This is a genomic window from Leptospira levettii, assembly GCF_002812085.1.
Taxonomy (GTDB): Bacteria; Spirochaetota; Leptospiria; order Leptospirales; family Leptospiraceae; genus Leptospira_A; species Leptospira_A levettii.
Window position 1 is genome coordinate 191,831 of record NZ_NPDM01000003.1, and the last position, 15,387, is coordinate 207,217.

A 15,387-nucleotide genomic window follows, 5' to 3' on the forward strand; every position below is an offset into this window, starting at 1 on the left:
GAAAACTATGGTGTGCAAGTTAAATTGTATTCAATAGCACCTAAGGAGACAAATCCGTCTCCTCCTGGCCTTGTCCCAACTCCATTATAACTATCAGCAATAATGTTGTTCGTAGATTTTGTAATGAGGCAAGAAGTCGCAGTTGTTGGGATATAATTCGCAACGACACCAAAATTTAATCCTAAATTTGGATCCAAGGTCAAATTGTCTCCAAAATTAGAACTCAGTCCTAATGGAGTGATACAACCCAAACTTCCAGGTACTCCTCCTGCACACAAATCTGTATAATACAACGGAGTTTTGTAAACAAGGTTGGAACAATTATACAATACATTGAACCTAATAGAGGTTTGTGGGCCAACAAGGTCTACGATGCATGCATTATTTCCCGCATTATCATTAAGTAAAAATATATTATTTTCAACTAACACAGATGAGTTTGAGTTAATTTGTAGTACAGCTTCATTTCCAGAAACAGAAGATGTTCCACTACTCACAGTATTATGATAAATTTTCAGTGGACTAAATACTCCCGTGATATCGATCCCCCTAGCATACACATTGCTTGAACCATTTTGGATCCAATTATTTGCAATTAAGAATCCATTCGGAGACTGGAGGTAAATTCCGGAAACCATCGATGCACCTGTTCCATTCGCACTTCCCAATCGAATGTAATTTCCAGAAATGGATGAAGTGGCAGTGAATGAAGTTGCATTGATACCATACAAAGTTGCCTTTGCACCGCTTGTTGCATTTCCTCCAATAATAGTATTACGTTCAATGATTGCTGTGACACCACCTGAAGAAATTTCGATACCATTGGTTGCGGTTGGAAAACTTGCATTCGTTGCGGAACCAAGGTAGATATAATTGTTACGAATGGTGTGTCCTGAATTTAATAACATACCATTCGACTTAAACGATGCTGCAGAACCAGTCGTGATACTATTTCCCTGAACAGCAGAGCCAATCTGAATTCCTGTAGGTGATTGGATTCGAATTCCAATGGAAGTATTGGCTGTACCAGCAACCAATTGATTCCCAGCGAAAACTCCTGTGGACGAATTACTTAACGATGAAATGTCAAAAGCGATGGATAAAGTCGTAACTCCAGGAATGGCATTTTCCAATGGTAAAGATGTAATCTGGTTAAGTCGGATATTGGTGACATCTAAACCTACACTTCCATTATAAAAAATACCACGCGAAGTGACTTGTGTACCCGCACCTTTTCCACTATCAATTGTATTTCCTACAATAAAGGGAGCGATTAAGGCAGCAGATGTCATATACACACCTGAAGAGTTACAATTATTTGCGGTACAAATCCCACCTTCAATTTGATTTCGTATTAAAATGGGTGTACTATTGATCGCATAGATACCACTGGATACACTCGTGCCAGTACCACCATTAATAGTATTATCGATGATCCGAACACTATTTGTGGAATCCAGGAACACTCCTGTCATATAAGGAGCATTATCACCCGATAAAATTTTAAAGCCAGAAATGATTGTTGTCGCTGTCACCGAAGAATCAGCAGCAATCGAAGCACAAGGATTGATACTATTTGCTGTAGCACAAAAAGCAGGGACCATATCCATTAGGATCGTCGAATCTTTGTCAGTTGGTTTCCATTGTGTAAATCCTGGTTCATAACTTCCAAAGAGGGAAATTCCAGATACCAATTGGATTCTTGCGCTGACTGCTGCAGGGTCATAGGAGCCTTGTGTGACAAGTACGGCGCAATCATTTGAAGGGCATCCTCCAAAACTATCTATTGCCGGTTGGATATTCCTTTTGGGAGTTGCTGGAGTTAATCCATCGTTTAAATCGTTTCCACTCGCATCTGAAACATAACGTAAGGTAGATGGAACTAAATAGGTTAGGGTTACGCTTGTTGAAAGTGGATTGGAACCGACATTGGAAAGGCAATTTAGGACTAATGACCGATTGCCTGTTACCCAACTATCTGTTGGTGCAGGAGTCACTACGAGAGTGTCGTTTGTAAAATTGGTAGTTGCGAGTGCAAAATTGATGGGAAATGACAAATTGGTGTTGAGTGTCCCCGAAGAACCCGCACAACTTCCTGTATTCACCTCTGCAGAAAAAACCAATCGTAAGGATTCCGTTGTCTGCAAGATACCACCATTACGAGGAGTATAATCTAATACACTAAAACAATTAGCTTGTATGGAAACGGTACCTGCAACGGTTCCAGATGTTGAGGATAACACACATTGGTGGTTTGTTGGAACGGATACAATTTGTAAGTTGTATGTACTACTAGGTGGTAAATCAGTTGCAAATCGATTTATACCATTGGTTGTAATCGATATAGTTTCACTTCCATTATTACTTAAAATCAAAGTACCAGAACCTATACCAAAGGAAGTGATTTCAATTGGGTAAGCAGTCGAAGTGCAACTGATGGCAATATTTGTGATATTTGCCGAAGCGATGGTGCCTGAAGGATTTGTCACTACACAATTCTGTACTGGATGGTTTGGTTGTGTTGTCACTGATACATTGTAAGTACTCCCGCTAACATACGTTTGTGTGAAAGCAAATGTTCCAGAAGCAACTGCAACAGACAATGTAGACCCATCAAATGAATTTGTGAGAACTAAACCTGTAACTCCATCAAGACCAGAGATGGTTCCACCTATACTGTACCGAAGTGGATCACAATTAACGATGATAGTTGCGATGTTTCCAAAACCTACAACTCCCATTCCACCATTGATGGAACAAGTTTGGTTTGGTAATATTGGTTGGTTAGTGATCGTAACATTAAAATTTTCACCAGTGAGTAATTTAGGTCCAAACTGGTAGTCACCATCCGAATTGACTGTGATGGTTGCTTGTCCTGAATTCAGAGAAAGTGTAAGTCCTGAACCAAGCAGTCCCGATACTTTGACAGAGATAGTGTAAGGTCCCGTGTTTAAAATGCTTTTGAGTTGCAAATAGTCAGAAACTGACTGCATGATACTTTTGGAAATTGTAGGGATACAAGCTTGGAAAAGGAAAAATAGAATGAAAACAGATTTCCTAAAGGATTTGCAAATCATAAAAAGGATACTCTACTAATGATAACAATTGAGAGGGTAACTGATTGTCATTTTATTTCCGTCTAAAATGAGAAAATTAGATTATTTTTATGGATTTTAGCTTTTCTTATTACATTGGACTTGCAGGTATCATGGTTTTTGCGATATCCGGAGCAGTTGCCGCCTTAGAACACAAAGAACACCACCATGATGTTTTTAGCGTATTTTTTACAGGTTTTATCACTGCAATCGGTGGAGGGACGTTACGAGACATCACACTCGGAAATTATCCCGTTTCTTGGGTAAAAGATGAGAACATTTTGTGGGCAATTTTTCTAGGTTTTTTACTCGTTATCTTTTTTCCAAAACGATTGACCAAACTCCGAAGTGAACTCTTTTTATTTGATACCTTAGGAATTGGAATTTATACTGTGCTTGGAACAAGAATTGCTCTAGACCATGGTGTGAATTTTTTTGCCTCCGCTTTACTCGGAATGATATCGGCAATCTTTGGTGGAGTGATTCGAGACACACTCATGAACGAAGTGCCATTTATTTTCCGAAAAGAAATATACGCTACTGCTTGTTTGGCGGGAGCCATCTTATATCTTATTTTACATTCATTCCAATTTGATGGTAATCTTAATTTAAGTATTTCTGCAAGTGTAGTGGTGATCATCCGAATCATTGCAGTGAAATATAATCTAGGGTTACCTAAGATTAAAATTTTTTGAATCACTGCCCAAAAATGTAGCAATTTTAGTGAAGGAACGAATCTTTTTTTCAGTACTTGTCACAAATATAGGAGCACCATCTTTTTCCTGTTAAACGCTTGCTTTTCTAAAATCATTGCATTCGATGGAGAGGGAACATATACAGTTCTGAGAGGATTAGGGGATTCCCTACGTCCCTGTTTCAAGAGGTTTTATGGCTAGTCCAAAAGCTGTTTCATTAGAATTCAAACGTGAATTGGGCCTTCATACCAATATTGAAGATATCAATCATCCTATAGTTGAAAATACTCCGTTTCATTTTAAATTTTTCCAAATCACAGATGAAGTAGAAAATACTTTATACCAAACTCTTGATCGATTTTTGTTACAATTAGACCTAATCATTGTTAGAGATTCTGTTCTCGCAGCAATGAAAGAAACTGTTACCAATGCTATCAAAGCGAATGCTAAACGAGTATTTTTTAAAAATAACTCAACAGACATTACAGACGAAAAGGAATACGAATCTATTATCAATGAATTCAAATCTACTTATATTGAAAACAGAGATGAAATAGAAGAATCACTTCAAAAAAACAATTACGGTGTATTCGTATCTTTCATTCATAATAGAAGTTTAATGCGCATTCGAATTATGAATAATGTACAGTTAACACCTATCGAAGCTGAGAGAATCAAAGAAAGAATCTCTAAGGCAAAAACGTATAATGATTTAGCGGATGCCTTTATGGATATGTCAAACGATCAGGAAGGTGCAGGCCTTGGTCTTATCATGACACTTATGATGTTAAAAAATGATGGGCTTGGTGAATCAGCATTTAAGTTCGAATCTGGCGAAAACAAAACAGTATTTATGATCGATATTCCTGCGAAAGTCTCCAAGGAGAATCAGCAGTTAGAAAAAATAGATCATATAGTTTCTCAAATCGACAATCTTCCCACGTTTCCAAAATCAATCAAAGACATTCAGGATGCAATCGACAAACCAAATTCAAGCATTGGAACCATTGCTGAAATGATCAAACGTGATATTGCTTTATCTGCAAATATTTTAAAACTCTCCAATTCAGCTGCTTTCAGAAGAGGAGGAAGAGTAGAAAGTTTAGATCGTGCTATTCAGTTGATTGGTCTAAAAGAACTTCAAACTCTTTTATATAGTTTGGCAACGAAACAAATGTTAGAAGATAAGTTCCCTGCGTTCACTGCTATCTGGGAAAAATCAAATGAATCAGCATTTTATTGTAAGTCAATTGGCCAAAGGATGGATTTAAACAAGTCTGATCTTAGTAACTTAATTGCTGCATCACTCCTTCATGACATTGGTGAAATTTTATTGTTATCGTTTGACAAACACCACATGAACAAAATCAAAACATTTTCAACAACACGTGAAATTGCTTCTACAATTAGTATGGAAGAGTCTGCCATTGGGATTACTCATTCTAAATTAGGTGCAATGGTTGGTGAAAAATGGGGTTTCCCTATCCTTTATACAAAAGCGATGGAATACCACCATCGACCACTACTGGTAGATGATGTGTATATTGATATTATTTATCCAATTTATCTAAGTGATATGATGATCGCTATCAATGCAAAGGAAGCTAAGTCCTCTGAAATACCTGCGGAAATTCTCAAGGTATGTAAGTTCCAATCAAAATCAGAGTTTGATTCGTTTCGTACAAAAATTAAAGAACAATACTCTGCAGACTAAAAAAGTAGAATTCTAATACCAAAAAAGTTTTATTTTATAAAGAAACGATCCTTAGAGTTACTTATGGTAAAGGATTCACCTTCAAAGTTTTTTGATAATTTTGGTATCGTTTTTCAAATTCATTAAATCTTGGAATGGATACTGCCAAAACATAAGATTGGTTCGGATTGTTTTGAATAAAATCTTGGTGATAACCTTCGGCACGATAAAAATGTTTTAACATTTGAAATTCTGTTACAAAATTTCCTTTCCAAATGTTCTTAGATTGGATCTCTTTTTGGATTTCCTTTGCTGTTTTGAATTCTTCATCATTGGAATAAAAAAGTATGGAACGGTAAGAAGAACCAATATCTGGGCCTTGCCTGTCTTTTGTTGTTGGGTCATGTGAGAGAAAAAATACCCTGCATAATTCCGCATAACTTACTTTTGTGGGATCATATACGACGAGTACAGATTCCGCATGACCTGTTGTCTCTGTATTCACAGATTCGTAGGTTGGGTTGTTTGTGTGTCCACCTGCATAACCTGAAGTCACATCGATGACACCAGGAATGGATTCAAAAATATGTTCTGAACACCAAAAACAACCTTCCGCAAAAACGGCAATTTTTTGGCCTGGTTTTGTGACCAGTGGTACTGACTCTACCTTCGCAGTTTCAGTGACAGGACCACAAAACAAATAAAAAGCTACCAAAACAAGAATGTGGAAGTATCGGAAAGGATGGATGGATCGATTGGGAACAAGGAAGGACATATTGGTTAGATGGTTCCCATTGGAATTTAGTCGTAAAATCTTTTCAAAAGCCGACTGAATGAGTATTAGGGAGGTGTGACATCTTTTTCATATGGGAAATTGTCTCTGGAATTTGGTGAATCCATTCCATTTTGATAAATGAAAATTCGATTGTTTCCTGAGAATTGTGCCAAGGGTTTGTGGAATTTTTGTTTTAGATAATAACCTAAAAGAATAAGACTTAAACAGAAGAAAAGAATCGTTTGGTCATTGTCTTTGGAATGGAGAAAATAAAAGGATCCAACTAAAACGAATGTTTGGCTCAGAAGCCAAATGAAAGTTCGGTTCTTTAAAAAAGAAATCCAACCAATTTCTGCTACTTGGTTTCGTATGCCCTGTACGAGGATTCCTAAAATGGGAATTCGAAGTAAGACTCCCAAAAAGCCAATCACCACAATCAGAATTAATAAGAGCCAAAGGGAAGTGAATACCAAATTCCACCAAAACAGAAATGTAATGGGTGGGATGAACACTTCAGGAAAACTAATTCCATAAAAAAGAAATCGAATTAAGAACCAAAAAAGTGCAATATAAAATCCGAACACCATTGAATGAAAAATAGATTCAGATCTTCCTGCAACGATATTTTATGAATTTTATTTCGGGAAAAATACCATTTTAAGCCCAACAATCACTGTGAAGATTCCAAAAAATCGAGAAAGTACACTCGTATCAATTTTTGAAGCAGCTCCTGCACCAAAGATACTCCCTAATATAAATCCAACACTAATGAGAGCTGCTGCAAATAAATTTGTTTCTCCTCTCGTATAATATATGTAAGCTGCAACTATACCAATTGGTGGTACCATCGCTGCTAGCGTTGTCCCTTGTGCTAATTTTTGATTGAAGTCAAAAAAATAAACTAGTGCCGGAACTAGTAAAATACCACCACCAATTCCAACGAGTCCTCCGAGAACGCCCGCACCAATCCCTAATAGTAAAAATAAGATTCCGATACTCATACAACTTTCCCACAAGCACGATTGGCAGGTACTGCTTCGTGAATTTTTTTTGGTTCTGGTAAATTCAAATTGTCCATAATTGATTTAAATTCCTCTAACGATTTTTTTGCGATTCTAGGATTCCAATTTTTTTCCTCACCAATTGTTGTGGAAACAAACCCTTTGTAATCATGTCCAGGAAATACAATGGTATCATTCGGCAGTTGGAATAATTTATTGGTAATCGAATTGTATAATTCTTCTGCGCTTCCACCTTGGAAATCTGTTCGACCACACCCTCTAACAAAGAGAGCATCTCCAGTAAAAACATATTTTCCATTCAGGAGTAATGAAATGGAACAAGGTGTATGACCTGGAGTGTGGATCACTTCTAGATGGAGTTTCCCAATTTGTAACAAATCTTTGTCCTTTAAAAAATGAGTCGCACATTCAGCACCAGACAAGTGGGGAGCATAGGCTTCACAACCAGTTTTTTCCCGTAATTCACCTGCAGCCGTTATATGGTCTGCATGCATATGTGTCTCGATGGTCGCAACCAATTGGAATCCCATCGAAACTAAATAATCTAAATCTCTTCCTAACTTCTCAAGAACTGGGTCAATGAGGACAGCTTGCTTCGTAGACTTGTCGAGTAATAAATAAGTCCAAGTCCCTGATTCTATATCATAAAGTGGTTTGATTTCAATTTCATTATTCAAGTCAGTAGTCACCATGGTTTGATTATCCTCACTCTGATCGTTCGTTCAACTCCAATTTTTGGAAGGAGATGGTTGTCAGGGGTAATACCATACCCCCTATGGTATATAGTTTTTCTTGACTCAAACCATGGCAACTAAAAAATGGAAAAAAGAGGTAATTATGAAGGGATTTGTAATCGTAGGAGTGATCATTGGATTCCTCTTCGTTTTTGTAAAAAAAATTCAATCAAAAGGAGATAAACAAATGGTGCAAGAATGGATTCAGGAAGGGGCAGTGGTTGTTGATGTAAGGACTAAGTCTGAATTTGCAGAAGGTCATTTCCCAGGAGCTATCAATATACCTGTTGATGTATTACCTATGGAACTAGGTACTTTCAAAAACAAACAATCTAAAATTGTTGTTTATTGTCGATCTGGTGCAAGAAGTGAAAGAGCAAAACAAATATTATCGGCGAGTGGATTTCCCTCTGTCATCAATGCAGGCGGATTATCAGATATGCCTAACTCACGTTAATTACTTTAAGTACCTACACCAATTGGGCTTTTTGCTTTAAATTGGTGTAGTGAATAAAGATCTGCTAATTTCGATTGTGATTCATTTGATAAATCGATAAATTCTGCTCCAACACTGTAATTGTTTTCACCGATTTTTTGTTTACGAACTACTTTGATTTTTGCGCTGATTTCATGTTTGGAATCGGACTCACGTAAAAATACGGAGATGGGTTCATTGATAAGTAGATCATCTTCAGTTTCAAAAGCAATTCCTGTAATTGAAATATTTTTTGAAATAGAACGGATGGTTCTATTCGGTAAAACACAAAACAATTCCAAGTTTGCTTCAAATCGTAAACTACTTCTTTTTTCATTGGAATAAACAACAATTTGATTTTTTCCGGATTCTTTAGCTGTATACAATGCTCTATCAGCAAAATCATACATATCTTCACATCGTTTGACTTTTTCAGGAAAAGAAACAAGCCCACCGCTGATGGTAACAGGTTTACCGCTGATTTGAATGGTTCTGCATGCTTCTAATAATTTTTCGGAAGCAATCATTGCTTGCGATTCATTTGATTGTGGGAATATGATTGCAAACTCCTCACCACCGATACGACAAGCTGTATCTTCCATTCGTAAACTCGTTGCAATTTTATTGGCAACTTGTTTCAGGATTTCATCTCCCATCAAATGACCATATGTATCATTGATTTTTTTGAAATCGTCAATATCAATCACGAGTAAGGAAAGATTTTGATTGTAACGTGTGGATTGTTTGAATTCGCGAACGAGTGCGGTTTCAAAATGACGGCGATTGTATAACCTTGTTAATTCATCCACTAGGATGAGCTTTTCAGTTTCAGCAAATAAACGAAGTTCGATGATTTTTGGATTTTTAATTTTATGGTTCTGATTGATAAAATAATCGAGTAGTGCAACTCGGAATCCAACAGGACGTTTTAAACAGTTTGAGAGTTTGTTTTTGTTTTCTAAAACTTCGTTCCAAATTTTTTTAGAATCCGATTCTGGAATGTCCAGAGAGGTTAACACTTTCAAAACAGCAGAGTAAATCTGCGATTGGTCTTTATTTTGGAATTGGTTTTTTTGTAAAATTTGAATGAGTAATTCTTCATTATATGGATCTTCTTCGAGAAGGTCCATTATCGTATCTTCGATACGTTGGCCACTCCTAGGTCTAAGGGATGTATGGGATTTGATCATTTCCGATTTCACTTCTGCGAGAAATATATTGCCAATATCCCAAAAATCTAGAAGGATTCGAAGTTGTAAAGACAGGTTTTAGTTACGAACTGAATTCAATTCATCTAAATCCCTAAACCAAATTCAATTGTTTTGCCTGTGTGTGGATTTCATTGATCTCTTCATAGAGGAGTTCAACAGAATCTGCAAGTTTTTGTGTCGTTTCATCGATGACAGAAATCGCACGGTTGATCTCTTTACTACCGGTCATTTGTTCCTGGGCAATGATTCCAATTTGTTCGGATAGAACATGGAGTTCTGAGAATGTGTTTCTGAGTTTTAGGTTCAGGACTTCTTGTTCTGTTACATGTCCTTCTAAACCTAAAATTTCACTTTCAATCCTTAACAATTCATTGTTTTGATTTTCCACTTGTGATTTCACTTCTTTGGAAAATCGAGTGCCTTCGTTAATTTTTAATCCAGCGTCCTTTACGATTTTTGCAATTGTTCCTGCATTGGATTGCGAACGTTCGGCTAATTTTGCGACTTCTTGAGCAACAACGGCGAAACCTCTACCATGTTCCCCTGCACGTGCAGCTTCTATTGAAGCGTTTAGCGCTAGTAAGTTGGTTTGATCTGCAATTTCTGACATCATTTGGTTGATTTCTTCCACTTTCGAAAATGCTTGGTTGAGTTCTGAATAGATGCTGTTTAATTCTTCTGAAGAAATTTTTACTTTTTTACTATAATCAGCAGAAATACTGACATCCTTTGCAATTTGCATTGTTTTTGTTTTCACACTCTCACTTATATTTTGGAGTGATAAAAAGTTTTGATCCACAATTTTGACACGTGTGACTTGGTCTTCCACCAAGTTTGCAGAACTGATCGCCGATGAAGAAAGTTCTTCAACGGATGCGGAAATTTCTTCCACTGATGCTGCTTGGTTTTGCGATTGGTTGTGGAGTTCGTCAGACATGGACTGTAATTTTCCAACGGACAAGGCGAGAGTGTTTGCTGATTTTTCTAACTGATGTGATTTGTTTGTGATGATTGATTGTTTGTCTAAACTTTCTTTTAACTTAGATTTTAGATCATTTTGCATTTCTCTCATCAAAGAAACAACAAAACGTAAACTAAAAATAACGCCAAAATAGAAAATAATCTTCTGAACTTCGGTGGTGACAATGATATGATTTGCTCGTAACATTTCAGGGAATGGTTTTGGAATAAAAACAGAACCTAATGAATGGGACAAATAAATCCCACCGATATACAAAAAAGTTGATAGTATACCGATCGTCATCACCAATTTAGTATCAAATAAAAAGCTGGAATAGATAGCGATAAAGATGAAGATAATGTAAAATATTCCCGTACTTAATGTATTACTAGCATCTGCTTTTGTATAATTATTATAAATATCTAAATAGAAAAAACACACGATGATGATCAAATCGATAAATACTACGGATGCCGCCATTCGTTTTGAAATTTCTTTTTCTTTTTTGAGTAAATAACCTGGTATGATGGCATTGACTAAATAAATTAGGGATCCTATCAAATTAGGTAAAAAACTTTTAGTCGCATAATTAGAGGCGACACCTAAAAGGAAAATAATTCCTAACCCATACTTAGTAAAAACGATGAGTGAAACACCTTTTCGGAATAACGTTCTTTCAAATTTCTGAATTTCATCTGTTTCTATAGCCATGTTCCTTCCTCAATGTAAGAGACGAAAATTAACGTAGAATTCTGAGATCCCTTTGTTTGTACAGGTGGAAATGAAATTCTGTCCAGAAAGAAAAGATTACGATGCCTAAAATGCTTCGTAGTACTCCTGAAATTTCGAGTGAAGACTTCCTTTTTTTTGCGGATTCAAAATGAATCCAGGGATTTCCGACATAAATCTCCTGGAGGTTCGTAAAGAATGTATGAGTAGAATTTTATATTCCTTGTGAAAACAAAGTTTCTAAAACCATTGTTTCGACTACTTGGCCACCACGTTCATTCAAATGGATAGCATCAGTGAGATAATAATATCCGTTAGCCTCTCCTAAATCATTCCAAGTCGAAGTAGTGGAATAATACTTCAAAATTGTCCAATACATCTTCCAAGTATTTTTAACATAAGGTGTTTTCGGAAGATTTTGATTCGATAACAAACCAGTTGTTAGGGTTTCATGGAGTGGTTTATAAATCACTTTTTGTTTTGTTGCGACTTCTTTGGTAAGTTCTGCAAAACGTTTGGATCTTAGAAATGGAATGGAATTTGGATCTTCTCCTAAAATGGGAGGAGAAAAAAGAATGATCTTTGTTTTGGTTTCATTTTGAATCCTACGAACTATGGTTGTAAGATTTTGAACAAAACTATTTTCAGTGACTGGTTCCTTTAGTTTCCATAAATTTGCATACTGTTCATATTCTTCTTTCGATAATGTTGCTTTTAAATCATTGGTCCCAATCATGATAAAAACATAATCTGGTTGTAATTTGATTACGGAATCCAACTGCTCAAGGATTTGTACCGTCAATCGACTGTTGATCCCTTCATTGACAACTAACGCATTTGTCAATTTTGGGTTCTTTCGGATTGATTCGACATAGTCATAACTCACTCGTCCATGGGTAATACTATCACCTAAAAAAACAATTTTGGGAGATTTAGAAACATCTCCCTCTAATGTTCCTTTTAGATTATTAGAAGGTACCTTGGTTGCTTGGAAAACAACACATGATTGGAAGACAAGAAAAGAGAATATAACAATAAATCGAAAATGTTTCATGATTACGATGATACCTGAAAAATTCAAAAATAAAAAGAAGAAAATCATTGAATCAATGTTATTTCTTAAGTGTTTCTAAAAACAACTCTAACCATGGTCTAAGATCAGTAAAAATAGGTTTTTTGTGTTTCAGCAAAAGGCGGAAGTACAAAGTACCATAGAGTATGTCCATACAAACTTCTATGTCTTCATCGCTTAATGGCCTAATTTGTTTTGTTTTAATTGCATTTTCAAAAAAAACTTTTGCAGCCAATCTTCTTGGTAATAAATATTCTTTTAGGACGGACTCAGAAAGTTCATGATCTTGTTGTCCCGCACCTATCAAAGTTGAGATTACTTTTCCAAATTTTCCATTAAATAAATTCGATAAGGATTCCATTTGGTTGATAAGGGCTTTGTTAAATGGTTCGTTTGTAGGAAATTCTAAAAAAGGTGAGATGAGATGAGATACAGAACTCATTGCTAATTTTGCCTTATTCGGCCATCTTCTGTAAATGGTAGTTTTTGCTATGCCAGTTGTTGCGACAATTTCATCTAAAGAAAAACCATAATACCCTTTTTTTGCTAACATTTCATAGGTAACTTTTAAAACGATTGGCTCCAAATCTTCCGATCTGGGTCTACCTTGGGATTTGAATGAATTTTTTTTCTGAACCATAGGGAAATATTATAAAAAAATAGATTGACGTCAATTCTATTTCGATACTATCAGTATTCATATACGATACTAGTAGTATCGTAAATAGAGGGGTATGTATGAAACCTGTATTGTTGTTGGCAACATTGGTGTTAGGGAGTGTAGGGGTATTCGCTAAAACAAGTCGAATTTCCAGTGATAAAGTCTTGGGAACGTTTTTTAACGAGTTTGGGAAAGGAAATATGGCAGGAGTGATCGCTTGTTTTCATGAGAATGCTGTCATCACAGCGGTTCGGAATGGAAGTCGAAACGATGGTCAGTTATATGGATCATACGAAGGATTAAAAGGTGTGGAAGATTTTCTTTCCAATATGGGAAAAGAATTTGATACAAAACAATTCCAAGTAGAACACATTGTTGGAAAAGGGAATGTCGCATATGCTAGTGGATCATTCCTTCATATCATAAAAGAAACCGGTAAACCATTTCAAAGTGATTGGGCACTAAAGGTTGAATTAAAAGATGGAAAAATTATTTCCTATCACTTTTATGAAGACAGTGCTTCCTATGTTTTGGCTTCTAAAAAATAAGAATCTATGAATGGAAATACCAACCCCTCACCTGTGAATTGAACACATTTTAGTGGTTGGTATTCAGATTTAACCTTTCTCATTTAAGTTTGCATCGGTTGCTCATGATTTTTCCAATGATCTCCGCATTTTCACATTGAAAATCAAACTGATTTGCTACTTTTAAAATTTCCTGATAAATATCATGTTCGTTTTCAATGTATTTTGTAGATTTAGCTACCGTTAGAACTGAAAATTCTCGAACAGAATTTGTTTTAGAATTTTCAAAAAAATAATTAACTAAATTTTGATTTCGGATACAGACTACTTTTGATTCAATCAGTTTTAAACCAAACGCTCCAGATATAAATTCATTTGTGGTAACAACAAGTGGAGATTCGATTTTTTTGACATCAGCTTGTACTTTTCTCAGTTCTTTGCTTGTGAAATAAAATATTGCTAATACAATGATAGTTGCCAAAACATTCCAAAATAACAGGATATAATATGTGATTTTTTTTTGTTCCAGTTCGATCAACTTTTCGTTTAAGATGAATGCGAGAGGAGTGAGAGATAGTAAAAAGTATCTTCCCGTTAAAGTGATTCCATCATTCGGGGAAGTCATTCCAACAATGAAAAAAAAGATGCAAGTAACCATGGAATGAAAAGAAATATTAACTTCTTTGAATTTATTTTTGAATGAATACAGCAAAGAAAATAGAAGTATGGGGCTAATCAAAAAAAAGCCTACCGAAAATCCATTTTCCCTTGGGTAAGTGAAAATCATTGATAAAAAGATTGGAAGTTGTGTGAAAATAGACTTTCCAGTATTAGAGTAAGTTGCTAGATAACGTGGGCCTAAAGGATGAGAGTAACTGTATTGATTCCATGACAAAAATAAAATTAATAACAATGTGAAAACAATATATCTTTCTATTCTAAATAAGTTTTTTATCTGAAAACTTTTGTTTTTGAGTTCAAGAAATAGGATAGTAATATGGATCGATGCAAAAAATAAAATTCCTTCTAATCGGAACCATAACGACAATCCGAGCAATAAATTTCCTAATATCCAATCACTCGTTTTTTCTTTTTGAAAGGCTTTCCATAAAAATACATATCCATAACTTCCTAGAACTAAAAAGAATCCATTTTCAGAAAAATCTAACAGAAGTGGGAAAATGACTGAACCTAGTACAATGATAACAATAGATTTAACTTGAATGTTGTTTTTATAAAGTAAGAGGATAAATAAAAACAAAAATAGCACATTGAAGTAGGGCAGGAATGTAAATGGAATAAAACCAATTAAAGAATACAAAAAAGTAAATGCAATTGGATAATTCCCAATCAATCGATCATTATTCTTAAATATGAATCCATCGTTAAACGGACTTAATAGGAAATCTGGATCAATTGAAATTGCTGGATAAATAATCCCCTCAGTCGACCATTTATTTTCCCATAATGACATGACTTGGATCATTTTGATTAATGGATCTGATACAAAAAAAGTACGAATGTTGATGATGTATTGAAAGAAAACTAAAAATAGAAGTAAAAAAAGAAGCACAAAATTTGAGCGGAGGATACTTTTCATTAAAACGAATGTAAATGTTAATAAAAAAAAATGCAATAATGAAAAATACCCATAAGCCCAATTGGTAATTGTCCCAAAGATGCTTAGTTCATTGATTGTTTTCACCAAAACATCGACGTAATAAAAAGGAAGATGAC

Annotated in this window: 14 protein-coding genes; 4 read left to right on the plus strand and 10 right to left on the minus strand. The window is 35.4% G+C overall.

Features of this window, described 5'->3' with window-relative positions:
* Positions 1-5: 5 nt before the first annotated feature.
* Positions 6-2,993: a hypothetical protein gene (locus CH354_RS12180; RefSeq protein ID WP_243396066.1), complete on the minus strand. Its 2,988-nt coding sequence runs from the start codon at positions 2,991-2,993 to the stop codon at positions 6-8.
* Positions 2,994-3,166: 173 nt separating this feature from the next.
* On the opposite strand from CH354_RS12180, the gene CH354_RS12185 reads away from it, so the two are divergent.
* Both CH354_RS12185 and CH354_RS12190 read left to right on the plus strand, forming a co-directional pair.
* Positions 3,167-3,790 carry a trimeric intracellular cation channel family protein gene (locus CH354_RS12185; RefSeq protein ID WP_100727003.1) on the plus strand — a complete coding sequence of 208 codons (624 nt, stop codon included), beginning with the start codon at positions 3,167-3,169 and terminating at the stop codon, positions 3,788-3,790.
* Positions 3,791-3,983: 193 nt separating this feature from the next.
* The gene (locus CH354_RS12190; RefSeq protein WP_100717671.1) at positions 3,984-5,504 is read left to right on the plus strand and encodes an HDOD domain-containing protein; all 1,521 of its coding nucleotides are present in this window, start codon (positions 3,984-3,986) and stop codon (positions 5,502-5,504) included.
* A gap of 61 nt (positions 5,505-5,565) precedes the next feature.
* Here the strand turns inward: CH354_RS12190 and msrA are convergent, their stop codons facing one another.
* The 4 genes from msrA to CH354_RS12210 form a co-directional block, all read right to left on the minus strand.
* Entirely contained in the window at positions 5,566-6,258 is a 693-nt protein-coding gene (gene msrA, locus CH354_RS12195; RefSeq protein WP_100727002.1) for a peptide-methionine (S)-S-oxide reductase MsrA, read from the minus strand.
* Positions 6,259-6,323: 65 nt separating this feature from the next.
* A complete protein-coding gene (locus CH354_RS12200; RefSeq protein WP_100727001.1) occupies positions 6,324-6,845 on the minus strand; it encodes a hypothetical protein in 522 nt (173 codons plus the stop codon).
* A gap of 48 nt (positions 6,846-6,893) precedes the next feature.
* Positions 6,894-7,259 (minus strand): TSUP family transporter, encoded by a 366-nt coding sequence (locus CH354_RS12205; protein ID WP_100717674.1) that lies wholly within the window; start codon positions 7,257-7,259, stop codon positions 6,894-6,896.
* Positions 7,256-7,972, minus strand: a complete 717-nt coding sequence (locus CH354_RS12210; protein ID WP_100727000.1) for an MBL fold metallo-hydrolase — start codon at positions 7,970-7,972, stop codon at positions 7,256-7,258. The genes CH354_RS12205 and CH354_RS12210 overlap by 4 nt, the downstream gene beginning before the upstream one ends.
* Positions 7,973-8,117: 145 nt before the next feature.
* On the opposite strand from CH354_RS12210, the gene CH354_RS12215 reads away from it, so the two are divergent.
* Positions 8,118-8,471 (plus strand): rhodanese-like domain-containing protein, encoded by a 354-nt coding sequence (locus tag CH354_RS12215; RefSeq protein WP_165780344.1) that lies wholly within the window; start codon positions 8,118-8,120, stop codon positions 8,469-8,471.
* 5 nt (positions 8,472-8,476) lie between these two features.
* On the opposite strand, the gene CH354_RS12220 is transcribed toward CH354_RS12215, so the two are convergent.
* From CH354_RS12220 to CH354_RS12235, 4 genes are all read right to left on the minus strand, one after another.
* Positions 8,477-9,679, minus strand: coding sequence for a diguanylate cyclase (locus CH354_RS12220; protein ID WP_100726999.1), 1,203 nt, complete (start codon positions 9,677-9,679; stop codon positions 8,477-8,479).
* 112 nt (positions 9,680-9,791) lie between these two features.
* Positions 9,792-11,372 carry a methyl-accepting chemotaxis protein gene (locus CH354_RS12225; RefSeq protein WP_100726998.1) on the minus strand — a complete coding sequence of 527 codons (1,581 nt, stop codon included), beginning with the start codon at positions 11,370-11,372 and terminating at the stop codon, positions 9,792-9,794.
* A gap of 232 nt (positions 11,373-11,604) precedes the next feature.
* Positions 11,605-12,444: an SGNH/GDSL hydrolase family protein gene (locus CH354_RS12230; RefSeq protein WP_100727128.1), complete on the minus strand. Its 840-nt coding sequence runs from the start codon at positions 12,442-12,444 to the stop codon at positions 11,605-11,607.
* Positions 12,445-12,502: 58 nt separating this feature from the next.
* Entirely contained in the window at positions 12,503-13,102 is a 600-nt protein-coding gene (locus CH354_RS12235; protein WP_100717678.1) for a TetR/AcrR family transcriptional regulator, read from the minus strand.
* A 98-nt stretch (positions 13,103-13,200) separates the two neighbouring features.
* On the opposite strand from CH354_RS12235, the gene CH354_RS12240 reads away from it, so the two are divergent.
* Positions 13,201-13,671, plus strand: a complete 471-nt coding sequence (locus tag CH354_RS12240; protein ID WP_100717679.1) for a nuclear transport factor 2 family protein — start codon at positions 13,201-13,203, stop codon at positions 13,669-13,671.
* A gap of 79 nt (positions 13,672-13,750) precedes the next feature.
* On the opposite strand, the gene CH354_RS12245 is transcribed toward CH354_RS12240, so the two are convergent.
* Positions 13,751-15,355 (minus strand): LA_3751/LA_3752 family putative glycosyltransferase, encoded by a 1,605-nt coding sequence (locus CH354_RS12245; protein ID WP_125172403.1) that lies wholly within the window; start codon positions 15,353-15,355, stop codon positions 13,751-13,753.
* Positions 15,356-15,387: the final 32 nt, after the last annotated feature.